Genomic DNA, 23,434 nt, shown 5'->3' on the forward strand with positions numbered 1-23,434 from the left:
GTGGTCAGAAGGCGGGCAGGATCCGGACGTCGTCCGCCTTCACGAAGGCGACGCGATGTCCGAACTGGATCTGCACGTACCGCGTCTTGCCCTTGACGACCACGTGGTTGGCCGGATCGAACGTCGTCGCCCAGTAGTACTCGGAGCCGAGCACGTTGCCGACCGAGTACCGCTGCCCCGCCGAGAAGGTGTACGGCAGCGGGACGACCTGCTGCGCCGGCACGTTCGCCGGGTAGGCCTCAGGCTCGGGGTACGCGCGCCCGAACACCGGCACGGTCTCCAGTCCGGGCTTCGGGGTGACGACCAGACCGAACGCCGGGCTCGTCGTGCGCGCGTCGCGGAACCAGCCCTTCTGGCCGAGGTACCAGATCGCCGTCCAGCCGTCACGCCGCTCGGCGACGACGTAGCGCTGGCCGGTCTCCGCCCGGCTGCCGATGTCGGAGACGGCCATCGTGCTCGCCGAACCGTCCGGGCGCAGGCCGATGTCCTTGAGCAGCGGCGCCGCGTCGTTCGGCTCGCTACGCAGCACGACAGAACCGGAACCCCTTGCCGGGCAAGGCTTTCCGGCGGTCTCGCAGCCGGTGAACGCGGGCTGGTTCGTCGCGAAGTCCGGCGTGATGGTCACCAGCGGCGAACCGGGACGCCCGAAGCCGGACAGGGGAGCGCCCATCAGGTCGAAGTAGTGCGACCAGTCCCAGTACGGGCCCGGATCCCAGTGCATGCCCTTGATGGTCGAGGGGATCGTGCCCGGGACGTTGTCGTGGCCGAGGATGTGCGCGCGGTCGAGCGGGACGTCGTACTTCCGCGCGAGGTAGCCGACGAGCTTCGCGGAGGTGCGGTACATCGCCTCCGTGTACCAAGTGCCCTTCGCGGCGAAGCCCTCGTGCTCGATGCCGACGGACTTCGCGTTGACGTACCAGTTGCCCGCGTGCCAGGCGACGTCCTTGGTCGGCACGTGCTGTGCGATCTGGCCGTCGGCGGAGCGGATCGTGTAGTGCCAGCTCACGTACGTCGGGTCGGTGACGAGGTCCATCGCCGTGTCCCAGTAACCCTCGGTGTCGTGGATGATGATGTATTCGACCTTCTGGCTCTTCGGCCGATCCGCCTTGTCGTGGTTGCCGTAGTCGTTGTTCGGCAACTCCTGGTACGGCGCCGGCACCGAAAGGCACGAGAGCTTCTTCGGGCACTCCGCCTTCGAGACGTCGGCCTGCGCGCGCGGCGCGCTCGTCGGCGTCGCGGCGAGAGCGACACTCTGGCCGTCGTCGGTCTTGCGGCTGACGCCCTTGGAGATGGTGTCGAAGACTTCGTCGGCGAAGGACTGCGCTCCCGCTTTGTCCTTCGCGCCGCTGTAGCGCGCGACGGCGTCGTACCAGTCACCCGCTTCGCGTTGGTACTTCGCCAGAAGAGCGGCGCCACCGCGGATGTTCTGCGTGGTGTTCGTACGCAGCGTCGCGACGTCTTGGCCGATCAGCGCGGACGCCTCGTCGATGGTCTGGAGGCCGGGTGGGGGAGGCTTCGGCGCCGGTGTCGCCGGGAGTTTCGCCTGGCGGGCGTCGTCGCCGCGCGGGTCCTCCCCGCCTTCGTCGTGATGCGTGCCGGCGCCCGCTTCGCGCAGGTCGGTCAGGTGCATCGGGCCGTAGCCGGCGGACGTGCTCGGGGTGCCGGCGTTGAAGTCCCAGCGGGATTCCAGGAAGGAGACGCCGAGCAGGACGTGTTCGGGGATGCCGAACTCCCGCGCGGCGGCCGCGAAGTCCCGCTGACGCTGCTGATCCGCTGGGGCGGCGTCGGCGGGGATGGCGGCGAGGAGTCCGGCTGCGAGGGTGAGGACCGCGAGTCCGGCGGTCCGTTTGGACCGGCGCCGGAGCGGTTCGAGGGCAGCGGGACGGAAGGGACGCGGCATGGGCGTGTACCCCCAGTGTCTAGGTCTGCTGTACAGGACCGACCCCAATGGTCGGAACCTAACCAGAAACCCGCCCCGTCCGTAAGGTCTGTCCAAGACTTGCGTTCAGCGGGCTAAACGCGATCCGGTGGCAAGGTGGGGGCATGACCGGGGTGAAGGAGCTTCTGCAGGAGAAGGACCATGTCTTCCTCGATTTCGACGGGCCGGTGTGCGACGTGTTCGCCGAACTGCCGGCGCGGGAGGTGGCTGATCGGCTCAAAAGCCTCGTCGGACCTGATCTGCCCGCAGACGTGCGTGCCACCGCCGATCCGTTCGACGTGCTGAAGTACGCGTGGTCATGCGGTCCGAACACCGCGCACGTCGTCGAGCGGCAGCTCAGCCGCCTGGAGGGGGAGGCCGTCTCGCTGATCGCGCCCGCGCCGGGCGCGCAGGAGACGATCCGCGAGTGGGTCGCGCAGGGCTTCACGGTGACGATCGTCAGCAACAACTCCGTCGACGCGATCCGGTCGTTCCTCACGTTGTACGAGCTCGCTGAGCACGTTCGCCGGATCAGTGCGAGGAGCACGAGCGACCCGGGACAACTGAAGCCGAACCCGACACTGATCGAGGCCGCGATGCGCGCTCTCGGTGCTTCGCCCGGGCAGTGCGTGATGATCGGCGACTCCGCCGCGGACGTCCTCGCCGCTCGCGCCGCGGGCGTCGCTTCAGTCGCCCTGGCGGTCACGCCCAAGAAGCGCGCGGCCCTCGCCTCCGTCGACCCCGACGCCCTGGTGAGCGACCTGGCGGACTTGCGTTCAGCGGGCTGATCGCGATCCGGACGGCGGGGACGGGCGAGCGACTTCAGCGGGCTAAACGCGATCCGCCAGCAGGCCCAGGAAGAGCACCATCCCGACCTGGTTGTTGTTCATGAACGCCCGGAAGTAGCCGTCGCGCTCGCGACGGGCGGTCAACTTCTGCTGGTGGACGAACAGCGCGCCCGCGACCACGACGGCCAGATGGAACTTCCAGCCGAGCGAGCTCACCCGGCCGACCGTCACCATGAGCACCAGCATCGCGCCCTGCAGAACACCGATGGCCAGCCTGTCGTGACGGCCGAACAGGATCGCCGTGGACTTCACGCCGATCTTCAGGTCGTCGTCCCGGTCGACGGCGGCGTACTGCGTGTCGTACGCGACCACCCACAACAGGTTGGCGAGGAACAAAAGCCAGCAAACCGGCGGCAGGGATCCCTCCGTGGCGGCGAAAGCCATCGGGATCGACCATCCGAACGCCGCTCCCAGTACCACCTGCGGCAGATGCGTGTAGCGCTTCGCGAAGGGGTACGCGCACGCCAGCGCCAGAGCCACCACCGAAAGCGAGACGGTCAAGAGATCGAGCGTCATGGCCACCAGGAAGGAAAGCAGCACCAGGACGCCGAACAGGTAACGCGCCTCTTTCCCCGTCGCGGCACCGCTGGGCAGCGGGCGGTTCGCGGTGCGCTCGACGTGACCGTCGACTCCGCGGTCCGCGTAGTCGTTCACCACGCAGCCCGCCGCGCGCATCAGCCACACCCCGGCCACGAAGGCGGCGAGGATCCACGGCGACGGCGGACCGGCGATCCACAGCGCCCACAACGTCGGCCACAGGAGCAGTAGCGCGCCGATCGGCTTGTCCGCCCGCATCAGGCGCAGGTACACCGGGAGCTTGTTCCGTGCGAGGAGCAGCGACATCGTCCCTCCAGCCCGGTCACAAGCTAGTGGGCCCGCCACACGCGTCGCCCGAACTCGGCACTATGGGCCAAGAGGCCGTCAACGGACGGGCACGCCGGGCTAGCGCGATCGAGCGCGCCGCGGAACCCCTGCGGAACAAAAGGGCCGGTCAGGCGCCCGGAGACCGAGTTTTCGCCAGGTGATCGGACCCTCCTTGCGAAGCTGGCACTCACATGGCTAGAGTGCTAATTGCACGGCCCGAACACGCCCCGGCACCCGCGACGGCGGGGGTGGTAGGAGCCGTAACTCATCCTGCCAACGCTTTCGACGACCGTGGAGGTCAACCCGGTGAGCGTGAACATCAAGCCGCTCGAGGACAAGATCGTTGTCCAGACGAGTGAGGCCGAGGAGACGACCGCTTCCGGCCTCGTCATCCCCGACACCGCCAAGGAGAAGCCCCAGGAGGGCAAGGTTCTGGCCGTGGGCCCGGGCCGCATCGACGACAAGGGCAACCGCGTCCCGCTCGACGTTTCCGTCGGCGACGTCGTCATCTACTCCAAGTACGGCGGCACCGAAGTGAAGTACAACGGTGAGGACTACTTGATCCTCTCCGCTCGCGACGTGCTGGCCGTCATCAACTGACGTCCGCTCTCAGCGCATGACGCCCCGGGCCCCGCATTGCCGGGGAACGGGGCGTTCGTGTTTTCCGAGCAGTAAGACTGGAAGGTAAGCGGAACAGGCATGCCCAAGCAGATCAGTTTCGACGAGGACGCTCGTCGCGCGCTCGAGCGCGGGGTGAACAAGCTCGCCGACGCGGTCAAGGTCACCCTCGGCCCGCGTGGTCGCCACGTCGTGCTCGACAAGAAGTTCGGTGGCCCGACCATCACCCTCGACGGTGTCACCGTCGCTCGCGAGATCGAGCTCGACGACCCGTTCGAGAACCTCGGCGCCCAGCTCGCCAAGAGCGTCGCCACCAAGACCAACGACGTCGCCGGTGACGGCACCACGACCGCGACCGTGCTCGCGCAGTCGCTGGTGAAGGTCGGCCTGCGCAACGTCGCCGCCGGTGCCAACCCGACGGCCGTCGGCCGCGGCATCGAGGCCGCCGCGGAGAAGGTCATCGCGGTCCTCAAGGAGAAGGCGACCCCGGTCAAGGGCCGCGACAACATCGCCCAGGTCGGCACCGTCACCTCGCGTGACGCGGCCATCGGCGCCCTGCTCGGCGAAGCCGTCGAGCGGGTCGGCGAAGACGGTGTCATCACGATCGAGGAGTCGTCCACGCTGGCGACCGAGCTCGTGATCACCGAGGGTGTGCAGTTCGACAAGGGTTTCCTGTCGGCGCACTTCGCGACCAACCCGGAAGAGCAGAAGGCGATCCTCGAGGACGCCTTCATCCTGCTGGTCCGCGAGAAGATCTCGTCCCTGGCCGACCTGCTCCCGGTGCTGGAGAAGGTCGTCGAGGCCAAGAAGCCGCTGCTGATCATCGCCGAGGACGTGGACGGCGAAGCGCTGTCGACCCTCGTGGTGAACTCGCTGCGCAAGACGATCACCGCCGTCGCGGTCAAGGCGCCGTTCTTCGGTGACCGCCGCAAGGCGTTCCTGGACGACCTCGCGGTCGTTACCGGCGGCGAGGTCATCTCGGCCGAGATCGGGCACAAGCTGTCCGAGACCACGCTCGCCCAGCTGGGCGGCGCGCGCCGGATCGTCGTCACCAAGGACGACACCACGCTCGTCGACGGTGCCGGCACCAAGGACGACATCGCCGGGCGCGTTTCGCAGATCCGCAAGGAGATCGAGAACACCGACTCCGACTGGGACCGCGAGAAGCTGCAGGAGCGGCTGGCGAAGCTCGGCGGCGGTGTCGCGGTGATCAAGGTCGGCGCGGCCACCGAGACCGAGCTCAACGAGCGTAAGCACCGCATCGAGGACGCCGTGGCTTCGACCAAGGCGGCCGTCGAAGAGGGCATCCTGCCCGGCGGTGGCTCGGCGCTCGTGCACGCGGTCAAGGAGCTCGAAGGCGGCCTCGGTCTCGAGGGCGACGAAGCGACCGGTGTCCGCATCGTCCGCGACGCGCTGTCCGCCCCGCTGTTCTGGATCGCGACCAACGCGGGCCACGAGGGCGCTGTCATCGTGAACAAGGTCCAGGAGCAGAGCTGGGGGCACGGCTTCAACGCCGCCACCGGTGAGCTCACCGACCTGCTGGCCGCCGGCATCGTCGACCCGGTCAAGGTGACCCGGTCCGCAGTGGCGAACGCCGCCTCCATCGCCCGGCTCGTGCTCACGACGGAGAGCTCCGTCGTCGAGAAGCCGGCCGACGAGGAGCCCGCCGCGGGCGGCCACGGCCACGCGCACTAGTTCCACCCTCGAAGCGGGGCGGTACTCCACTCGGAGTGCCGCCCCGTTTTGTCGTCCAGACCACCCCGCCGGCGCGCCTTTAGCCCGCTAAACGCGACGCGCACCCGGGCCTGGACGTGCGGAAGGGCGGCACCCCACCCGGATGCCGCCCCTTCCGCGTTGCCGACCCGGCCGGATCAGCCGTTCGACATGCTCAATGTGCGCTTGTCCGCCTTGATGATGTGCTCGCGTTCCGACTCCGACAGCCCGCCCCAGATCCCGTAGGGCTCGTGCACGGCGAGTGCGTGGGTCCGGCACATGGCCAGCACCGGGCAAGCCAGGCACACGGCTTTGGCCCTCGCCTCACGGCGGGCTCTGGCGGGCCCGCGTTCGCCGTCAGGGTGAAAGAAGGACGCGCTGTCCATGCCTCGGCACGACCCTTCGAGCTGCCAGTCCCATACATCGGCGTTGGGTCCCGGGAGCCTGCGTGTGTCCGCCATCCTGACCGCCTCCGTCATTCGGTCGAAGCGTTTAACCTGCTCTGCTGCGCTGCGGCTACTCCATTCGGTGCAACGGCCGTAACGTTAGAAGCGCGCCAATACTTGTTCAAGGGATTCAAGACGATTCAGCCGTTAGGCATCCCCCGGATGTGTGAGCGGTACTTTCCGTTCCGGTTGCCGGGGCACCGGCCTGCCTGGATATTGGGTCGAGTGGGATCTCGGATCAGCAGTGAAGAACCCACCCTGCCGGTGGCCTCCGTCGCACGCCGGCTCGGGGTCGCACCGTCCACCCTGCGAACCTGGGACCGCAGATACGGCGTAGGACCGAGCCGCCACACCAACGGCCGTCACCGCCGCTACGGCAGCTCCGACATCGGCCGTCTCGAACTGATGCAGCGCGCGTTGCTCCGCGGCGCCTCGACGGCCGAAGCGGCGAAGTACGCGCTCGAGCAGATGCCCCGGGCGGCGGCGGAGAGCCCCGAAACCGCTGTGGTCCAAGTGGAGGAACAGGCCGCTTCGCTGCCGGCCGAGGATCACGACGTCCCGTCGCGCCTCGCCAGACGCTTGAGCACCGCCGCGCTCGCGATGGACTTCGGCGCGGTCCAGCGCATGCTCGCCGACACGATCCGCGAACTCGGCGTCCTGCCCGCCTGGACCGGCGTCGTGTCGCCGGTCCTGACGGCGCTCGGCGCCCGCTGGCGCGGGGTCAGTGCCGGAGCCGAGGTCGAGTACCTGCTCGCCGAATGCGTGTACGCCGCCCTCGTCCGCGCGACGCCGGTGCTCCGCGAACCGCGCAACCAGCGGCCGGTCCTGCTGACCTGCGTCCCGGACGAACGCGACAACATGCCGATGTACGCCCTCGCCGCGGCACTCGCCGGACGCCGGATCGGGGCGCAACTGTTCGGCGCCTCCCTGCCGGCCGAGGTGCTCGCGGTGACCGTCCGCCGCAGCGTCCCGGCCGCGGTGGTGCTGTGGTCGGGCAGGCGCGCGACCGCGGACCCGCGGCTGTTCGCCAGGGTGTCCCGCGGCCGTCAGCGCAGCAGGCTGTTCGCCTGCGGTCCCGGCTGGGATCCCGCGACCCTCCCGGACAAGATCGAACTGCTCGGCGAGCTGACGACGGCCGCCGACCGGATCGAGCACGTTCTTGTCGGTGCGAGGCGATAGAAAGGACCGATGGAAGCGTCCTTGCGGTCCGCCGCTTTCGGCGACGGCGTGCCGCCGCCGAAACCCTTCGAGGTGCCCGCGTCGCCTCGCGGACGGCTGCTCGCCGCGATCGTGCTCGGCGGACGCGGCCGGTACGCGGCGGCGGCCACCCTGCTGAACGGTTTGCGCACGAGCAAGGACCCGGTGCTCGCGTCGTTGGCCGCGAGCACGCTGGCGTCGCATCGACGGCAGTTGGGCGGGCACGCGGCGGCCCTCGTGCTCGACGGTGAGGCGCTCGCGCTGGCGATCGAGGTGCCACGGGGCGAACCCGATCCCGACGGCCTGGACGCCGAGGGGGCCCGGGCGGACGCCTTCCTCGGTCTCGCGGCGGACAACCTCGGGCGGGGAAGGCTGGCCGCCGCCCGGCGCCTGGTGGCAAGTGCGGGGTTGCACACCGGCAACTGGCGGAGCCGCACCAGGGCCGGTTGGGTGGGCGCGGAAATCGAACTGGCGAGTAACAATTCCGAGGCGGGGATCGCACCTGCGGAAATGGCGTGGGAAACCGCGCGGCTCCGGGGCGCGTGCCGACATGTCGTCAAATCACAGCTTGTACTCGGCGTGACGATCGCGAATGCGAGTTCCGCTCAGCGGGAGCGGGCGAAGGCGCTGGTCGAGAGCGCTCGCGAAACCGCCGATAAATACGAATTCAATTCACTTCTGTGGGTGGCCTGCCTGCTCGCGGCCGACCTGGGGGCAGGACACGCCGATGAGTATCGATTCAGAGTGCCCGAACTGTTGCACGCAGTGTTACGGCACGCAGATCCTTGCGGGAGGTGGCTCGCCCGGGAATCCCCATGGGTCCCCGCCGGGGGCGTCTAGCCTGTTGGAGGGCCCATTCCGGCAACTGGGCTAAGAGTTTTCAAAAAAAGCCACCGGATCGTGTCAAGGTTCGGGCTAAAGCGTCCGATAGGGGAAGTGGAATGTCACCCGGCTGCAGGAAGGAAACCCCGTGACGACGGTCTTGATCTGCGACGACCGACGCAGTGTCCGCGAAGGGCTCACTCGAGTGATGTCCGCGGTCCCAGGGGTCAGTCGCATCGACTGCGTAGCGCACGGTGACGAGCTGCTGGCCCGGTACTCCCGTCAGCCGGTCGACGTCGTGCTGGTCGGTACCCAGCGCGCTGTCCCGACTGGCGTCGAAGCCACCAGGCGGCTCGTCTCGGCGAACCCCCAAGCGAACGTGATCGTGTTCGGCGCCCCGGACGATGCGGGCAGCATCGCCGCCGCCATCGCCGGCGGAGCCCGCGGCTACCTGCGTTGGGACGCCTCGCGTCCCGAGCTGGTCGCCGCACTGGCGCACACCCTCGCCAGCACTTCGGTGCCGGCGCCGCGCCAGCCGTCCGACCCCGGTGTCCAGCTCACCGAGCGCGAGCTTCAGGTGCTCCGCGGGATGAGCCAGGGCAAGAGCAACGGACAGATCGGCCGCGAGCTGTACCTGTCCGAAGACACCGTGAAAACCCACGCGCGCCGCTTGTTCCGCAAGCTCGGCGTGCGAGACCGTGCTCAGGCGGTCGCCCACGGATTCCGCCGTGGACTTGTTTCCTGACAATGCTTTCCTGATTTCGCTGGCTGGATTGCGCAACGGGTGACAACGGGCCGGGGGCGAACCCCCTGGCCCGTACCTGTGTTCCCTGTCACGCTTCGTGCCTTTATGCTCACCGCTCGGGCAGTCTTGCCCGAGCGTGTCCGCCTTCGGGTGGACCGTCGTACCCCACTGCGTTCCGGCTCGTTGAAATTTCGACTACGAGCGAAGGGAACCAGGAAGACCCGGGTCTCAGCGTGCTCGCCGGAAGGCGGCGCGCCGATGGCGGCCGTCAGCGAAGGCGGCGGGCCCGGGCGGTACGGTAGCTATCACCGGTAGTGGCCTCCGAAGTCACACGCCGGACTCTTTGCACACCTATACGTAACACTGGGACTGTTGTCTGCGATGGCCAATGTGGGGGATGGACTGGATGAGCCGGTCGCCGCTGCTGTTGAGGGTGATCCTCAAGCGGTCGAGCGGTTGCTGGCGGCCATCCGTCCTTTGGTAGTGCGGTACTGCCGCGCTCGGGTTGGCAGGCAGGAGCGTTCGTTCGCTTCCGCAGACGACGTTGCTCAGGAGGTGTGTCTCGCGGTGCTCACGGCATTGCCTTCGTACCGTGATCAGGGCCGCCCGTTCCTGGCCTTCGTCTACGGGATCGCCCAGCACAAGGTGGCCGACGCACATCGCGCCGCCGCCCGTAACCGCGCCGAACCGGTCGCCGAAGTCCCCGACGAGATCGAGGGCGGCGTCGGTCCTGAGCAGCGTGCCCTCCAAGGCGAGCTGAACGAGCGTATGTCGCAGCTGCTCCGTGTACTTCCCGACAAACAGCGCGAGATCGTCGTCTTGCGTGTCGTCGTCGGACTGTCCGCCGAAGAGACGGCCGAAGCCGTGGGGTCCACCCCCGGCGCCGTCCGGGTGGCCCAGCATCGCGCCCTGGCGCGCCTACGTAAGGTTCTGGCCGCTGAGGAGGTGATCTGAGTGACCGATCGCGACCATCGGTTCTCCCCTGGGACCGATCGTGAACTGACGGCCTTCGAAAGAGGGCTGACGTCTTCCGAGGCGGAGTTCGCCGCTGATCTTTCGGCCGTTCAGGCCGATGACGCGCTGCTCGACGCTCTCGGCGGCTCGGACCCGAAGATGGCCGACGACCTCGGCGATCAGGAGCTCAACGCGCTCCTGCTGGCCTGGCGGCGTGACATCGACAGCGAACCGCTCGCGGAACTCGTCGACGTCGACACCGCCGTCGTCACGGTGAAGACGGCCGCGCTCGCCCGCAAACACGGGGGAAGACGCCGGCTGCTGGTCCCGGTGGCCGCCGCGGCGGCCGTCCTGGCCATCGCCTTCGCCGGTACCGGTCTCGCCGCGAAGGACGCGCAGCCTGGTGACACGCTCTGGGGCCTGACCAAGGTGCTTTACGCCGACCACGCCCGGTCGGTCGAGGCCGCTGCGGCGGCCAAACTCGATCTCGAGAAGGCCAACCTCGCGCTCGCCGGTGGACGCCTCGACGACGCGCGCAAGGCGCTCGACGAGGCCCAGGCCGCGCTGAGCCAGGTGACGGACGAAGAAAACCGCGATCAGCTGCTCGAACAGCATCGCCAGTTGAGCGCCCAGCTGCAGAACCCCGGCCAGCAGCCCCTGCCGCCGGATCAGCAGTCGCCGACGCAGACCCCGGTCGCGACGACCCCGCAGCCCACTCCGCAGCCGACCGCTCCGCCGACGTCGCTGCCCGGAGGCGGCAACCCGGGGACGAGCCTGCCGGGCACCACGACTCCCACCCCGACTCCGCCGACCACGACGAGTGAGCCTCCGCCGCCCACCACGTCGACGACGCCGCCCGCCTCGGGCAACGACCCCGGTGGCTCGCGTAACGAGCCGTCGCCGGGTGCCGGAGCACAGGCGCCGGGCGCCGCGGTCGAGACGCCGTAACACCCCAAGAACGCCGAAGGGCCTGGTGAGATCCCTCTCACCAGGCCCTTTCGCGTAAGTCCCAAATCGCCTTTAGCGGGCTAAACGCGATCAGTAGGCGCTCTCGTTGGCCGTGACGCCGTCCGCGAAACCGCGGCAGTAGTCCCAGCTCACGTAGTCACCGGGGTTCGGATCGAACGCGGGCTCGTGCGGTCGCATCCGGCCGTCGGCGAGCAGCTGCTCGAGACTGGCGCGCAGCAGATGCCAGTCGTGATAGTGGGGTTCGTCGCATTCACCGCAGTCGACCACGATCCCGCGTACCCCGCGCGGTTCGAGAAGCGCCTGGTAGACGGCGAGATCGGAGAGGTCGGCCAGCAACTCGGTGCGCTCTTCGTCGCTGATCGGCTCGTCGAGCCGGTCGGCGTCGTCGATGAACGCGCGGGCCGGGTCGTCCGGGTCATCCGCGAACGGGTCTGGGGGCAACGCATCTTGCGGCACGCCTGCACGCTACCGGGCGCCCACCCGGGCCGGGCGGCCGCCCGGCCCGGATATCATGAGGGGCAGGCCCTCGCCGTGATGTCCTCAGCCACGGCGGCCCCCATTAGTCACCGCTAGGAAGGCCCCTCGCCTGCTATGACCAGCGACAGCGTCACCGCCCCCGTCCCGAGCAAGTTCGCCATGCTCGGGCTGACCTTCGACGACGTGCTGCTGCTGCCGGCCGAGTCCGACGTGGTGCCCAGTGCGGTCAGCACCCGCACCCGGCTCTCCCGCAACGTCACCCTGAACATCCCGCTGGTCTCCGCCGCCATGGACACGGTCACCGAAGGCCGCATGGCGATCGCCATGGCGCGCCAGGGCGGGATGGGCGTGCTGCAGCGCAACCTGCCGATCGACGACCAGGCGTCCGCCGTCGAGGTCGTGAAGCGCTCTGAAGCAGGCATGGTGACCGACCCGGTCACGTGCTCGCCTGAAGACACCCTCGCCGAGGTCGACGCGCTCTGCGCGCGGTTCCGGATCTCCGGCGTGCCGGTGACGGACGCCGCCGGGACGCTCGTGGGCATCATCACCAACCGCGACATGCGGTTCGAGGTCGACTACACCCGTGCGGTGCACGAGGTGATGACGAAGCTGCCGCTGGTCACCGCGCAGGTCGGCGTCACCGCGGAAGCCGCGCTCGGGCTGCTGCGCCGTCACAAGATCGAGAAGCTGCCGATCGTCGACGGCGCCGGCAAGCTGCGCGGGCTGATCACGGTCAAGGACTTCGTGAAGACCGAGCAGTACCCCAACGCCTCCAAGGACACCAACGGCCGCCTGATCGTCGGTGCCGCCGTCGGCGTCGGCCCGGACGGGCACAAGCGCGCGATGGCGCTGGCCGACGCCGGGGTCGACGTGCTGATGGTCGACACCGCGCACGGGCACTCCCGCGCCGTCGTCGAGACCGTCGCGCTGCTGAAGAAGGAACTGGGCGACACCGTCGACATCGTCGGCGGCAACGTCGCGACCCGCGCGGGCGCGCAGGCGCTGGTGGAAGCGGGTGCGGACGGGATCAAGGTCGGCGTCGGCCCGGGCTCCATCTGCACCACCCGCATCGTCGCCGGGGTCGGTGTGCCGCAGATCTCCGCGATCTACGAGGCCGACCAGGCCGCTCGCCCGGCCGGGATCCCGGTGATCGGCGACGGCGGCATCCAGTACTCGGGCGACATCGCGAAGGCGATCGCGTCCGGCGCGTCCACCGTGATGCTCGGCAGCCTGCTCGCGGGCACCGCCGAATCGCCCGGTGACCTGATCCTGGTCAACGGCAAGCAGTTCAAGACCTACCGCGGCATGGGCTCGCTGGGCGCCATGCAGTCGCGCGGCCAGGCGAAGTCCTACTCGAAGGACCGCTACGCGCAGGACGACGTGCTGAGCGAGGACAAGCTGGTCCCCGAGGGCATCGAGGGACGGATCCCGTTCCGCGGGCCGCTCGCGAACGTCGTCCACCAGCTGGTGGGCGGGCTGCGGTCGGGGATGGGCTACGCGGGTGCGTCGACGATCCCCGAGCTGCAGGAGGCGCAGCTGGTGCGGATCACCGCGGCCGGGCTCAAGGAGAGCCACCCGCACGACATCACGATGACCGTCGAGGCGCCGAACTACACCACCCGTTAGTCCGCCCTTTAGGACACTTACCCATCCGGTTCCGTTCCCAGGAGACTTGGTCCGCTGATCAAGTCTCCTGGGAGGAACCCGATGTCTTTCTCGCTGACCACTTCACGGCGGACCGCGCTGGCCGTCTTCGCCGCCGCGGCGCTCGGGCTCGGCGGCGGAGTGGCGGCCTCGGCCGTCCCCACCGCTTCCGCCGCGCCGGTCCAAGCCGCCGACGTCGCCGGGCTCCAGGCGTCGCCGGGTGACCTGTGGAAGCGCACCGAGCTGTACTTCGGCACGACGAAGCCGGGCGGCGGGGAGCTGACCGACGCCGAGTTCACCGCCTTCACCGACAAGGTCGTCACGCCGCGGTTCCCGGACGGGTTCACCGAGCTGACCGGACGCGGGCAGTGGCGCGGCTCGGACGGGAAGATCTCGCGGGAGAAGTCGAAGGTGATCGTCGTCGTTTATCCCTTCAGCGACCGCGACGCGAACCGGGAGATCGAGGAGATCCGGACCGACTACAAGAAGGCGTTCTCGCAGGAATCCGTCCTCCGGACCGACTCCGTGGAGAAGGTCTCGTTCTGACCCTCCAGCCCCACTCGCCCCACCGGCGCGCCTTTAGCGGGCTAAACGTGAAACTGGTGAGGCAGGTGGGGTTGGTGTGACTTCGGGGCCGGTTCGGGAGCCCCGTGCGCAGGTCACCCACGCGGCCTAGCGACAATGGGGTGTAACGGTCGTCGTTGAGAAGGGACTTGACGTGCGGGATCTGGTCGAGATCGGCATGGGCCGCACCGCGCGGCGGGCGTATGACCTCGATGACGTGGAGATCGTGCCGTCGCGGCGCACCCGGTCGTCTTCGGTCGTGTCCACCGCCTGGCAGATCGACGCGTACCGGTTCGAGCTGCCGCTGGTCACGCACCCCACCGACGCGATCGTGTCGCCGGGGACCGCGGTGGCCGTCGGCGAGCTCGGTGGGTTGGGCGTCCTCAACGCCGAAGGGCTCTGGGCGCGGCACCCGAACGTCGAGGACGCGATCTTCCGCCTCGTCCGGGCGGCCGAGGACACTTCGGACCCGACCGCGATCGTGCGTGAGCTGCAGGAACTGCACTCCGCCCCGATCCGGCTGGACCTGCTGACCGAGGCGATCAAGACGGTCCGCGAATCCGGCGTCACGGTGGCCGCGCGGGTCAGCCCGCAGCACGCTGCCGAGCTCACGCCGGACCTGCTGGCGGCGGGCGTCGAGATCCTGGTCGTGCAGGGCACGATCATCTCGGCCGAGCACGTCCAGCGCGACGCCGAGCCGCTGGACCTGAAGGACTTCATCGGACGGCTCGACGTCCCGGTGATCGCGGGCGGCGTCAGCGACTACCGCACCGCGATGCACCTGATGCGCACCGGCGCGGCCGGCGTCATCGTCGGTCACGGTGCCAGCCGCGGCGTGACGAGCACCGACAGCGTGCTCGGGATCGGGACGCCGATGGCGACCGCGATCGTCGACGCCGCCGCCGCGCGCCGTGACTACCTCGACGAGACCGGCGGCCGGTACGTGCACGTGCTCGCCGACGGCGGCATGAGCGTGTCGGGCGACATCGCCAAGGCCATCGCCTGCGGTGCCGACGCAGTCATGCTGGGCGCGCCGCTGGCCGCCGCCTCCGAGGCTCCGGGACAGGGGCTCTACTGGACGTCCGCGGCCGCACACCCGTCCCTGCCGCGTTCTCGCGTGGCCCTGGGCCCGGACTACGCCGTCGACCTCAAGACGCTCCTCTTCGGGCCGTCCTCGGACGCTGAGGGCGTCGTGAACCTCTTCGGCGCGCTTCGCCGCGCGATGGCGAAGACGGGCTACTCGGACCTGAAGGAGTTCCAGCGCGTCGGTCTGACCGTGCGCCGCTGACATCCGCCCCCGGCTCCGGATCGCGTTTAGCCCGCTAAACGCGATCCGGTGCCACGGTCGGTGCCGGATTCGTCCGTATTCAGGACAAAGATGATCTTCCGCCGATAAGGTGCTCCCGCTAGGCCATTTGGCCTTGGTGATAGTTACTGGAGGGATCATCGATGCTGCGTAAGGTTCGTGCCGTGCTGCTGGGGGCAGTGGCGATTTCGGGACTGGCGGTGGTGTCCGCGCCGGCGGCGCAGGCCGCCAGTTACACCGCGGTCGTCCAGCAGGCGGGTTATGGCCGGACGGTCATCCTCTGGCGGAACAACGACACCCAGTGCTTCCACGCCGAGGGGAAGAACCTGCTGAGCCGTGAAGTCGTCGCCGTGGTCAAGAACGAGTCGGAAGTGCTCAGTGCGACCTCCCCGGCCGACGGCTCGAACGTCAGCACGGGTTCGTTCTGCAGCAGGGGCTCCTCGTACCACGGTGCGCTCGATCTGCGGGCTCCCGACGTCTTCGTCAAGACGCAGCCCTGGGCCTCGTGACCCTGGCTGGGTGAGGTGACGGTCGGATCGCGTTTAGCCCGCTAAACGCGATCCGGCGCCGCCTTGGCCGCACGTTCGATTTCCGCGCGCCGGTCCGCCCAGAACGTCGCGTCCTGTCCCGGCCGGGACGGGCTTTCCACTTGGCCGTCCAGCTGTTCCCGCAGGATGTCGGCGTGTCCGGCGTGCCGGTTGGTCTCGGTGAGGATGTGGACCAGCACGTTGAACAGCTTCACGTCGGGACGCGGCCACCAGGGCACGTGGCCGGGCGAGTCGACGGCGAGCGCGGCGATGGTCGCGTCGGCGTGCTCCCAGGCGTGCCGGTAGAGACTGATGATCTCCTCGCGGGTTTCGTGCTCGGTCGCCCACAGGTCGGTACCCCGCTCGGGGATGGCCCCGGGGAACGGCCGGCCGAAGACCTCGCCGAAGTAGCGGGCCTCCCAGGCCGCCAGGTGTTTGACCAGGCCGAGAAGGTTGGTTCCGGTCGAGGTCAGGGGGCGGCGGATGTCGTACTCGGACAGCCCGTCGAGCTTCCGGAGCATCGCCTCACGGATCTCTTTCAGATCGCCGTGCAGGTATTCCTTCGCGAATTCGTCGATCACGACTCCGAGCATGCACCATCCGGGTGGAAGGTAACCGGCCAGTAACTTACCTCTGGTCAGAAGGGGTGGCCGGGGTTACAGTCGAGGGTGTGACTGCCAGTAACACCACCACTGAAGACGACTTCGACTACGACGTGATCGTCGTCGGCTCCGGGTTCGGCGGCAGTGTCGCTGCCCTCCGCCTGACCGAAAAGGGCTACCGCGTAGCCGTCATCGAGGCGGGCCGCCGCTTCGCCGACGACGAGTTCGCGAAGACGTCCTGGGACCTTCGCCGCTACGTCTGGGCGCCCCAGGTCGGCTGCTTCGGCATCCAGCGCATCCACATGCTCAAGGACGTCATGGTGCTCGCAGGCGCGGGCGTCGGCGGCGGCTCGCTGGTCTACGCGAACACGCTGTACCGCCCGCTGAAGCCGTTCTACGTCGACCCGCAGTGGTCCCACATCACCGACTGGGAGTCCGAGCTCGGACCGCACTACGACCAGGCCAGCCGCATGCTGGGCGTCGTCACCAATCCCAGCGTCACGCCGTCGGACGTGGTGATGAAGGGCGTCGCCGAGGACATGGGCGTCGCCGGTTCGTACCACCCGACGCCCGTCGGCGTGTACTTCGGCAAGCCGGGGGAGCGTGCCGAGGACCCGTACTTCGGCGGCGCGGGCCCCGCGCGCACCGGCTGCACCGAATGCGGCGCCTGCATGACCGGCTGCCGCGTCGGCGCCAAGAACACCCTGGTCAAGAACTACCTCTACCTCGCGGAGAAGGACGGCGCGAAGGTCATCCCGCTCACCACCGTGAGCGCGATCAGCCCGCTGAACGCAGGTGGGTACGAGGTGAGCATCAAGAAGACCGGGACGACCTCGCGCAAGTTCCGCCACAAGCTCACCGCCTCGCAGGTGGTGCTCGCCGCCGGCACGTGGGGGACGCAGAACCTGCTCCACGGCATGCGCGACACCGCCAAGCTGCCGAAGCTCTCACCGCGCCTCGGCGAGCTGACCCGCACCAACTCCGAGGCCATCATCGGCGCCGCCCGCACCTCGGTCGACGAGGAGCGGAACTTCAGCCGCGGCGTCGCGATCACGTCGTCGATCCACCCCGACGACAACACGCACATCGAGCCGGTCCGCTACGGCAAGGGCAGCAACGCGATGAGCCTGCTCCAGACCATCGCCACCGAAGGCGATTCGGCGGTCCCGCGCTGGCGCCAGGCCGTCAACTTCATGGTCAAGCACCCGGTCCAGACGGTCCGCCTGCTCAACGGCTACCGCTGGAGCGAGCGCACGGTGATCCTGCTGGTGATGCAGAGCCTCGACAACTCCATCACCACCTACACCAAGCGCGGTCTCTTCGGCCGCCGCAAGTACACGTCCAAGCAGGGCCACGGCGAGCCGAACCCCAGCTTCATCCCCGCCGGGCACGAGGCCAACCTCCGCACCGCCGAACGGATCGGCGGGATGGCGGGCGGCACCTGGGGCGAGATCTTCGACATCCCGCTGACGGCGCACTTCATCGGTGGCGCGCCGATCGGCACGGCGGCCGACAACGGCGTGATCGACCCGTACCACCGGGTCTTCAACTACCCCGGTCTGTCCATTGTGGATGGATCGGCGATCACCGCCAACCTCGGCGTCAACCCCTCGCTGACCATCACCGCACAGGCCGAGCGCGCGTTCTCGCTGTGGCCCAACAAGGGCGAAACGGACAATCGGCCGTCGCAGGAGCTGCCGTACGCGCGTCTGGAGCCGATCGCGCCCAAGAACCCGTCAGTTCCAGCCGACGCACCGGCGGCCCTTCGGCGCTAGATTCAAGGGCGTGACCGCCTCAGAACGCGCCCACGTCCTGCTCGATCGCGTCCGCGCCCTGCATGACGAATGGGCGCTCGTGGCCCGCGGCCTCGGCGAGGACGCCGTGCATGCCCCCAGCGCGTTGCCCGGCTGGACGAGGGCGCATCTGCTCTCGCACGTCGCGCGCAACGCCGACGGCCTCGGCAACCTGTTGACCTGGGCGAAGACCGGCGTCGAGACGCCGATGTACGCCACGGCCACGGCTCGCGACGAGGGCATCGAGGCCGGAGCCGACCGCTCCGCCGCGGTGATCGTCGCCGACGTCGTGGACTCCGGTGAGCGGTTCGCGGAGCTGGCCGCGTCCATGCCGGACGAGGCGTGGACGGGTGAAGCCCGTGATCGGCTGGGCAATCGCCTCACCGGTGAGGGAGTGCTGCTCAAACGGCTGTCCGAAACCTCGATCCACCTCGTCGACCTGGACTCCGGTTACGACTTCGACCGGGTCTCCGGGTTGCTCGGCCGGGAGTTCGAGGTGGTGGTGAGCGGTGCGATCGCCTGGTACGGCGACGGACTGCCCGCGGTCCTCCTGGTCGCCGTCGACGGCGACGGGACGCGGCACGAATGGCGGATGGGTACCGGCGAACCGGCCAAGGTGACCGGCGCGCCCGGTGACGTCCTCGCCTGGATCACCGGCCGCTCCGATGGGTCCACTTTGGACGGCGAAGTGCCGCCGCTGCCGCATTGGCTCTGACTCGGTCGGGTGAGCCCGGCAACCAGACCGGCGTCCACGCGTCTTCACAAGTATGAAGTTGGGGCGAAGGAACTTCCTCAAACTCGCCGGCGCGGCCGCGGCGGGGGCGGCCGCGACGGCGTGTTCCGCCGCGCCTCCCGCGCAAGCGCCCACCTCGGCTCCCGGAACCTCGCTGCCGCCGAGTTCCAGTGTCGCGCCGCCGTCCGGCCCGCCGGACTGGGCGGCCTTGCGGAACAAGGTCTCGCTGCTCTTGCCGGGTGATTCCGGCTACGAGAACGCCAAACGCGTGTTCAATCCGGCCTTCGACGGCCTCAAGCCCGCCGCGATCGCGAAATGTGCCAAACCGGAAGACGTGCAGGCGGCGATCGAAGCGGCCGCGCGACGCGTGCCGATCGCCGCTCGCAGTGGCGGCCACAGTTACGCGGGCTATTCCGTTCCTGATGGCGGCTTGATGATCGACCTCGGCGGAATGTCCTCAGTGGACGTTCAAGGTGAGCAGGTCGTGATCGGCGCGGGCGCGAAACTCAAGGATGTCTATGCTGCACTCGGCGGTGCGGGACGCTGCCTGCCGGCGGGGTCCTGCCCCAGTGTCGGCATCGCAGGGCTGACGCTCGGTGGCGGAATCGGTGTCCTCGCCCGTAAATACGGACTCACCTGTGATCATCTGGTGTCGGCGCAGGTCGTCACGGCGGACGGGAAACTCCGGACGGCGTCGGCCGATTCCGAGCCCGAGTTGTTCTGGGCGTTGCGCGGGGGAGGCGGCGGCAACTTCGGTGTCGTCACCTCGTTCACCTTCCGCACCGATCCGTCGCCGTCGGTCGTTTCGGTCTTCTCCCTGCATTTCCCGGCGGGGAGTGCGAACGAGGTTCTCGCCGAGTGGCAGCGATGGCTGCCCGAGGCGCCGCCGGAGTTGTGGGCGAACGTCGTGCTGTCGGGAGGTTCTCCGGTCGGTGCGCGGGTTTCCGGCTGCTACGTCGGCGATTCCGCCTCGCTGGGCCGGGAACTCGACAAGCTGACCGGCAAGGTCAAGGGCACGCGGACGGTGAAGCAACTCGACTATCTCGGTGCCATGAAATACTTCTCCGGCAGTGAGAATCGTCAGTCCTTTGTGGCCTCATCGCGGATTCTCGGTGAAGCGGTGGATCCCGCCAAGCTGACGTCGATCCTCAACGGCAGGCGAGGAATGGACCTCCTGGTCGACGGTCTCGGCGGAGCGGTCGCCGACATCGCCCCGGACGCCACCGCCTTCTGGCATCGGAAGGCGATCGGCAGCGTGCAGATCTACAGTCAGGCGGATACGCGCAATCGTTCCCTGGCAACGGATTCCGTCGCCGAAGTGGTGACGGGGATCGGGCTGAGCGGGGGCTACGTCAATTACATCGACCCCGCCCTGCCCGACTGGATGACGGCCTACTACGGCGACAACGCCACCCGCCTCAAGCAGGTGGCGAAGACCTACGACCCGGACAAGGTGTTCGGTTTCGCGCAGGCCGTCACCCCGGCCTAGAGGTCGATGCCGGTGAAGACGGTGACCCGTTCCTCGGTGAGGTCGTGCATCGCGGCGAGCACACCTTCCCTGCCGACGCCCGATCCCTTGACACCGCCGTACGGCATCTGGTCCGCGCGGTAGGACGGCACGTCGCCGATGATCACGCCGCCGACCTCGAGTTCGGTCGACGCGTAGAAGGCGAGATGCACGTCGCGAGTGAACACCCCGGCCTGCAAGCCGTAAGCGGATTCGTTGACCGAAGCGAAAGCCTCGTCGACACCATCCACAATGGACACGGCGAGCACCGGTCCGAAGATTTCCTCGGCCCAGGCCTTTGTGGACGGTGGGACGTCGGTGAGCACGGTCGGCTCCACCGTCGCGCCGTCCCGCTTGCCGCCGGTGAGGATCTTCGCGCCCGCGGCGACGGCTTCGTCGATCCAGGCCACGATCCGCTCCGCGGCGGCCTCGTCGACGACCGGTCCCACGTCGGTGTTCTTGTCGTAAGGGTCACCGGTTCGCTGGTCCCGCACGGCTTCCACCAACGCGGGCACGAACTCTTCGGCGACCTCGCGCTCGACGATCACCCGCTGGACCGCGATGCAGGACTGCCCGGCCTGGTAGTTGCCGAAGGTCGCGATGCGGTGCGCGGCGCCTTCGGGATCCGGCCAGTCGCGGAGCACGACGGCGGCCGCGTTGCCGCCGAGTTCGAGCACGACGTGCTTGCGCGGCGCGGCGTCCGCCAGCGACCAGCCGACCGGACCCGAACCGGTGAACGACACCACCGGCAGCCGGGGATCCGCGACCAGCGCCGAAGTCTCCTCGTTACCGAGAGGCAGCACTGAGAACGCGCCTTCCGGCAGTTCCGTCTCGGCCAGGATCTCGCCGAGGATCAGCGCGGAGAGGGGCGTTCGCGGCGCGGGTTTGACGATGATCGGCGCGCCGACCGCGAGCGACGGCGCGACCTTGTGCGCCACCAGGTTCAGCGGGAAGTTGAACGGCGCGATGCCCAGCACCGGGCCGCGCGGGATCCGGCGGGTGAGCGCCAGCCTGCCCTCGCCCGCCGGGTCGGTGTCCAGGCGTTGCAGGTCACCGCTGAACCGGCGGGCCTCTTCGGCCGCGATCCGGAAGACCGACACCGCGCGCCGCACCTCGGCGTCGGCCCACTTGAGCGGTTTGCCGTTCTCGGCGGTGATGACCTCGGCGATCTCCTCGGCGCGGCCGGCGAGAACCCGCGAAACGTGATCGAGCGCCGAAGCGCGGCTGTGCGCCGAGGACCGCCGGAACTCCTTCGCGACGCTCGCCGCCGCGCTCACCGCTCGTTCGACCTGCTCCGGTCCGGGCACCGCGACGGTGGCGACTTCGCTTCCGTCGAACGGGTGGTGCACGGTGAGCGTCGAAGCGCCCTGCTCGGCGCGGCCTGCGATCCAGGCGGGGCGCGGCTCCGGGGTGATCATGTCCATGGATGACAAGGTATTCCAGTCAGGGCTTGACGAGCACCTTGAGCGCTTCGCGGTCCGCCATCGCGCGGTAGCCCTCGGGGACCTCTTCGAGCCCGATGGTCCGGTCGAACACCTTGCCCGGCTGGTACCTGCCCTCGACGACGTCGTCGAGCAGTTCGGGGATGTAGTGGCGGGCGGGGGCGACGCCGCCGGTGACGGTGATGTTGCGGCGGAAGAGCGGCGGGCCGATCGGGCCCTCGTCGTACTGCGGCACGCCGACGCGGCTGATCGTGCCGCCGGGGCGGACCGCGCCGACGCCCATCTCGAAGGCGGGCTTCGTGCCGACGCACTCGAGAACGGTGTGGGTGCCTTCGCCGTTCGTGAGCTCTCGGACCTTCTCGATGCCTTCGTCGCCGCGCTCGGACACGACGTCCGTCGCGCCGAACTCGCGGCCGAGGTCCGTGCGGGCCTGATGACGGCCCATCAGGATGATGCGCTCGGCGCCGAGGCGTTTCGCGGCGAGCACCGCTGAGAGCCCGACGGCGCCGTCGCCGATGACGGTGACCGTCGTGCGCTCGTTCACGCCCGCCTTGGTCGCGGCGTGGTGGCCGGTCGGGAAGACGTCGGACAGGGTGAGGAGCCCCGCGAGCAGGTCGTCGTCCTCGGTGTGCGGCAGTTTCACGAGGGTGCCGTCGGCCTGCGGGACGCGGACGGCCTCGCCCTGACCTGCGTCGACGCCCTTCGCGCCCCAGAAGCCGCCGTGGACGCACGAGGTGTGGAGGCCTTCGCGGCAGAACTGGCAGGTGTTGTCGGAGTAGACGAAGGGCGCGACGACCAGGTCGCCGGTCTTGAGCGTGGTGACGTCGGAGCCGACGGCCTCGATGACGCCGAGGAACTCGTGCCCGATCCGGACGCCGCGGTCGCGCGCGGGCATGCTGCCGTACGGCCAGAGGTCGCTGCCGCAGATGCAGGAGCGGACGACGCGGAGAAGGGCGTCGGTCGGCTCGCTCAGTTTCGGGTCCGGGACGGTCTCGACGCGTACGTCGCCGGCGCCGTAGATGACTGTCGCTCGCAAGACGGGTCCTTTCCTGGGCTCGCCTCAGTATGAGCGCGTCGCGTTTAGCCCGCTAAACGCGACGCGGGCCGGGGAGCGCGTTTAGCGGGCTAAACGCGACGCGCGTAGAGGTCGCGCAGCAGGAGAACCTCGGCCCCGTGGTGGATGGCCTCCCGGTTGATGTGCAGGACCAGGGCCACGAACGGGTACTCCGCATAGGGGCCCTCGGCCTCGCCGCAGGGGCGCTCGAGATCTTCGGCGGTGAGGCCGCGGACGCCGTCGCGCCAGCGCGTGTAGGCGTCGTCGAGCTGCTCCAGTGCCTCCTTGGCGGAGGCCGCGTACGGGAAGGTCTGGTAGTCGACGGGTTCGGCGCCGAAGTGCGAGGCGTTCCGCATCGCGAAGACGCCGATGACGATGTGGGCGAGGCGCCAGGCGATCGTCGTCACCGGGGGCGGTGACGGCTCCGGATACGCCCAATCGATCATCAGGCGGCCGTCCTCCTGAGGGCGGATCGACCAGCAGTCCTCGGCGGGTTCCCAGAGGTATTCGTCGTCGGTGAGGGTGTCCAGCCGCGGGCGGAAGTGCTGCGTCCAGTGCCACTCGAGCTGTTCGGAGAGTTCCTTGCTCCAGTCGATGCTCATGTCCGCCGACGGTAGGGCCCCTAGCGGTCAGCCGCTGTCCTGAATCGTGAGGGGGTTGGCGGCGAGGTGACCCGGCCCACCTGGGACGA

23 protein-coding genes are annotated in these 23,434 nt (G+C 69.0%); 15 read left to right on the forward strand and 8 right to left on the reverse strand.

Features of this window, described 5'->3' with window-relative positions; all coding sequences use genetic code 11:
- Nucleotides 1-4: 4 nt before the first annotated feature.
- Nucleotides 5-1,900 carry an N-acetylmuramoyl-L-alanine amidase gene (locus tag ACLJPX_RS33970; protein WP_410604467.1) on the reverse strand — a complete coding sequence of 632 codons (1,896 nt, stop codon included), beginning with the start codon at nucleotides 1,898-1,900 and terminating at the stop codon, nucleotides 5-7.
- Between the two features lie 143 nt (nucleotides 1,901-2,043).
- Here ACLJPX_RS33970 and ACLJPX_RS33975 point away from each other — a divergent pair, with 143 nt between their 5' ends.
- Nucleotides 2,044-2,706 carry an HAD family hydrolase gene (locus ACLJPX_RS33975; protein ID WP_410604468.1) on the forward strand — a complete coding sequence of 221 codons (663 nt, stop codon included), beginning with the start codon at nucleotides 2,044-2,046 and terminating at the stop codon, nucleotides 2,704-2,706.
- A gap of 42 nt (nucleotides 2,707-2,748) precedes the next feature.
- Here the strand turns inward: ACLJPX_RS33975 and ubiA are convergent, their stop codons facing one another.
- Nucleotides 2,749-3,609, reverse strand: a complete 861-nt coding sequence (gene ubiA / locus ACLJPX_RS33980) for a 4-hydroxybenzoate octaprenyltransferase (protein ID WP_410604469.1) — start codon at nucleotides 3,607-3,609, stop codon at nucleotides 2,749-2,751.
- Between the two features lie 327 nt (nucleotides 3,610-3,936).
- Between ubiA and groES the strand changes: the two genes are divergently transcribed.
- Both groES and groL read left to right on the forward strand, forming a co-directional pair.
- Entirely contained in the window at nucleotides 3,937-4,230 is a 294-nt protein-coding gene (gene groES, locus ACLJPX_RS33985; RefSeq protein ID WP_007031106.1) for a co-chaperone GroES, read from the forward strand.
- A 99-nt stretch (nucleotides 4,231-4,329) separates the two neighbouring features.
- Nucleotides 4,330-5,943 (forward strand): chaperonin GroEL, encoded by a 1,614-nt coding sequence (groL, locus tag ACLJPX_RS33990; protein WP_410604470.1) that lies wholly within the window; start codon nucleotides 4,330-4,332, stop codon nucleotides 5,941-5,943.
- Between the two features lie 176 nt (nucleotides 5,944-6,119).
- Here the strand turns inward: groL and ACLJPX_RS33995 are convergent, their stop codons facing one another.
- On the reverse strand, nucleotides 6,120-6,422 hold the full coding sequence (locus tag ACLJPX_RS33995) for a WhiB family transcriptional regulator (RefSeq protein WP_037315007.1): 303 nt from the start codon (nucleotides 6,420-6,422) through the stop codon (nucleotides 6,120-6,122).
- 249 nt (nucleotides 6,423-6,671) lie between these two features.
- Here ACLJPX_RS33995 and ACLJPX_RS34000 point away from each other — a divergent pair, with 249 nt between their 5' ends.
- From ACLJPX_RS34000 to ACLJPX_RS34020, 5 genes are all read left to right on the forward strand, one after another.
- Entirely contained in the window at nucleotides 6,672-7,586 is a 915-nt protein-coding gene (locus tag ACLJPX_RS34000) for a MerR family transcriptional regulator (RefSeq protein ID WP_410604613.1), read from the forward strand.
- Between the two features lie 9 nt (nucleotides 7,587-7,595).
- Complete coding sequence (locus ACLJPX_RS34005; protein ID WP_410604471.1) at nucleotides 7,596-8,444, forward strand: hypothetical protein; 849 nt, start codon at nucleotides 7,596-7,598, stop codon at nucleotides 8,442-8,444.
- Between the two features lie 130 nt (nucleotides 8,445-8,574).
- Complete coding sequence (locus tag ACLJPX_RS34010) at nucleotides 8,575-9,171, forward strand: response regulator transcription factor (protein WP_003073605.1); 597 nt, start codon at nucleotides 8,575-8,577, stop codon at nucleotides 9,169-9,171.
- Between the two features lie 381 nt (nucleotides 9,172-9,552).
- Nucleotides 9,553-10,125 (forward strand): sigma-70 family RNA polymerase sigma factor, encoded by a 573-nt coding sequence (locus tag ACLJPX_RS34015; protein ID WP_037314832.1) that lies wholly within the window; start codon nucleotides 9,553-9,555, stop codon nucleotides 10,123-10,125.
- Nucleotides 10,126-11,073 (forward strand): anti-sigma-D factor RsdA, encoded by a 948-nt coding sequence (locus ACLJPX_RS34020; protein ID WP_410604472.1) that lies wholly within the window; start codon nucleotides 10,126-10,128, stop codon nucleotides 11,071-11,073. It begins immediately after the preceding gene.
- A gap of 90 nt (nucleotides 11,074-11,163) precedes the next feature.
- Here ACLJPX_RS34020 and ACLJPX_RS34025 read toward each other — a convergent pair whose 3' ends face one another.
- Nucleotides 11,164-11,550 carry a DUF5319 domain-containing protein gene (locus tag ACLJPX_RS34025; RefSeq protein WP_005166667.1) on the reverse strand — a complete coding sequence of 129 codons (387 nt, stop codon included), beginning with the start codon at nucleotides 11,548-11,550 and terminating at the stop codon, nucleotides 11,164-11,166.
- A 135-nt stretch (nucleotides 11,551-11,685) separates the two neighbouring features.
- Between ACLJPX_RS34025 and guaB the strand changes: the two genes are divergently transcribed.
- The 4 genes from guaB to ACLJPX_RS34045 all read left to right on the forward strand — a co-directional run bounded on the left by guaB (nucleotide 11,686) and on the right by ACLJPX_RS34045 (nucleotide 15,594).
- Entirely contained in the window at nucleotides 11,686-13,197 is a 1,512-nt protein-coding gene (gene guaB / locus ACLJPX_RS34030; RefSeq protein ID WP_410604473.1) for an IMP dehydrogenase, read from the forward strand.
- An 81-nt stretch (nucleotides 13,198-13,278) separates the two neighbouring features.
- Nucleotides 13,279-13,761, forward strand: a complete 483-nt coding sequence (locus tag ACLJPX_RS34035) for a DUF3574 domain-containing protein (RefSeq protein ID WP_410604474.1) — start codon at nucleotides 13,279-13,281, stop codon at nucleotides 13,759-13,761.
- Nucleotides 13,762-13,933: 172 nt separating this feature from the next.
- A complete protein-coding gene (locus ACLJPX_RS34040) occupies nucleotides 13,934-15,067 on the forward strand; it encodes a GuaB3 family IMP dehydrogenase-related protein (RefSeq protein WP_101612227.1) in 1,134 nt (377 codons plus the stop codon).
- 161 nt (nucleotides 15,068-15,228) lie between these two features.
- Nucleotides 15,229-15,594: a hypothetical protein gene (locus ACLJPX_RS34045; RefSeq protein ID WP_410604475.1), complete on the forward strand. Its 366-nt coding sequence runs from the start codon at nucleotides 15,229-15,231 to the stop codon at nucleotides 15,592-15,594.
- A 41-nt stretch (nucleotides 15,595-15,635) separates the two neighbouring features.
- On the opposite strand, the gene ACLJPX_RS34050 is transcribed toward ACLJPX_RS34045, so the two are convergent.
- A complete protein-coding gene (locus ACLJPX_RS34050) occupies nucleotides 15,636-16,205 on the reverse strand; it encodes a DinB family protein (protein ID WP_410604476.1) in 570 nt (189 codons plus the stop codon).
- Between the two features lie 77 nt (nucleotides 16,206-16,282).
- Between ACLJPX_RS34050 and ACLJPX_RS34055 the strand changes: the two genes are divergently transcribed.
- The 3 genes from ACLJPX_RS34055 to ACLJPX_RS34065 are packed head-to-tail and all read left to right on the forward strand — an operon-like array spanning nucleotide 16,283 to nucleotide 20,229.
- Nucleotides 16,283-17,989 carry a GMC oxidoreductase gene (locus ACLJPX_RS34055; RefSeq protein WP_410604477.1) on the forward strand — a complete coding sequence of 569 codons (1,707 nt, stop codon included), beginning with the start codon at nucleotides 16,283-16,285 and terminating at the stop codon, nucleotides 17,987-17,989.
- Nucleotides 17,990-17,999: 10 nt separating this feature from the next.
- Nucleotides 18,000-18,722 carry a maleylpyruvate isomerase N-terminal domain-containing protein gene (locus tag ACLJPX_RS34060; protein ID WP_410604478.1) on the forward strand — a complete coding sequence of 241 codons (723 nt, stop codon included), beginning with the start codon at nucleotides 18,000-18,002 and terminating at the stop codon, nucleotides 18,720-18,722.
- 52 nt (nucleotides 18,723-18,774) lie between these two features.
- A complete protein-coding gene (locus tag ACLJPX_RS34065; protein ID WP_410604479.1) occupies nucleotides 18,775-20,229 on the forward strand; it encodes an FAD-binding oxidoreductase in 1,455 nt (484 codons plus the stop codon).
- Here ACLJPX_RS34065 and ACLJPX_RS34070 read toward each other — a convergent pair.
- From ACLJPX_RS34070 to ACLJPX_RS34080, 3 genes are all read right to left on the reverse strand, one after another.
- Nucleotides 20,226-21,671: an aldehyde dehydrogenase family protein gene (locus ACLJPX_RS34070; RefSeq protein WP_410604480.1), complete on the reverse strand. Its 1,446-nt coding sequence runs from the start codon at nucleotides 21,669-21,671 to the stop codon at nucleotides 20,226-20,228. The two genes, ACLJPX_RS34065 and ACLJPX_RS34070, sit on opposite strands and share 4 nt — an antisense overlap.
- A gap of 19 nt (nucleotides 21,672-21,690) precedes the next feature.
- Entirely contained in the window at nucleotides 21,691-22,725 is a 1,035-nt protein-coding gene (locus ACLJPX_RS34075) for a zinc-dependent alcohol dehydrogenase family protein (RefSeq protein ID WP_410604481.1), read from the reverse strand.
- Between the two features lie 89 nt (nucleotides 22,726-22,814).
- Complete coding sequence (locus ACLJPX_RS34080) at nucleotides 22,815-23,345, reverse strand: DinB family protein (protein ID WP_410604482.1); 531 nt, start codon at nucleotides 23,343-23,345, stop codon at nucleotides 22,815-22,817.
- Nucleotides 23,346-23,434 lie beyond the last annotated feature (89 nt).

The organism is Amycolatopsis sp. lyj-90, from assembly GCF_046549035.1.
Taxonomy (GTDB): Bacteria; Actinomycetota; Actinomycetes; order Mycobacteriales; family Pseudonocardiaceae; genus Amycolatopsis.

Coding starts and splice junctions, on each gene's coding strand:
- groL (WP_410604470.1), top strand. CDS start 4,330: ATGCCCAAGCAGATCAGTTTCGACGAGGACGCTCGTCGCGCGCTCGAG.
- ACLJPX_RS34070 (WP_410604480.1), bottom strand. CDS start 21,671: ATGGACATGATCACCCCGGAGCCGCGCCCCGCCTGGATCGCAGGCCGC.
- ACLJPX_RS34035 (WP_410604474.1), top strand. CDS start 13,279: ATGTCTTTCTCGCTGACCACTTCACGGCGGACCGCGCTGGCCGTCTTC.
- ACLJPX_RS34015 (WP_037314832.1), top strand. CDS start 9,553: ATGGCCAATGTGGGGGATGGACTGGATGAGCCGGTCGCCGCTGCTGTT.
- ACLJPX_RS34005 (WP_410604471.1), top strand. CDS start 7,596: ATGGAAGCGTCCTTGCGGTCCGCCGCTTTCGGCGACGGCGTGCCGCCG.
- ACLJPX_RS34080 (WP_410604482.1), bottom strand. CDS start 23,345: ATGAGCATCGACTGGAGCAAGGAACTCTCCGAACAGCTCGAGTGGCAC.
- guaB (WP_410604473.1), top strand. CDS start 11,686: ATGACCAGCGACAGCGTCACCGCCCCCGTCCCGAGCAAGTTCGCCATG.
- ACLJPX_RS33975 (WP_410604468.1), top strand. CDS start 2,044: ATGACCGGGGTGAAGGAGCTTCTGCAGGAGAAGGACCATGTCTTCCTC.
- ACLJPX_RS34065 (WP_410604479.1), top strand. CDS start 18,775: ATGAAGTTGGGGCGAAGGAACTTCCTCAAACTCGCCGGCGCGGCCGCG.
- ubiA (WP_410604469.1), bottom strand. CDS start 3,609: ATGTCGCTGCTCCTCGCACGGAACAAGCTCCCGGTGTACCTGCGCCTG.
- ACLJPX_RS33995 (WP_037315007.1), bottom strand. CDS start 6,422: ATGGCGGACACACGCAGGCTCCCGGGACCCAACGCCGATGTATGGGAC.
- ACLJPX_RS34050 (WP_410604476.1), bottom strand. CDS start 16,205: ATGCTCGGAGTCGTGATCGACGAATTCGCGAAGGAATACCTGCACGGC.
- ACLJPX_RS33970 (WP_410604467.1), bottom strand. CDS start 1,900: ATGCCGCGTCCCTTCCGTCCCGCTGCCCTCGAACCGCTCCGGCGCCGG.
- ACLJPX_RS34045 (WP_410604475.1), top strand. CDS start 15,229: ATGCTGCGTAAGGTTCGTGCCGTGCTGCTGGGGGCAGTGGCGATTTCG.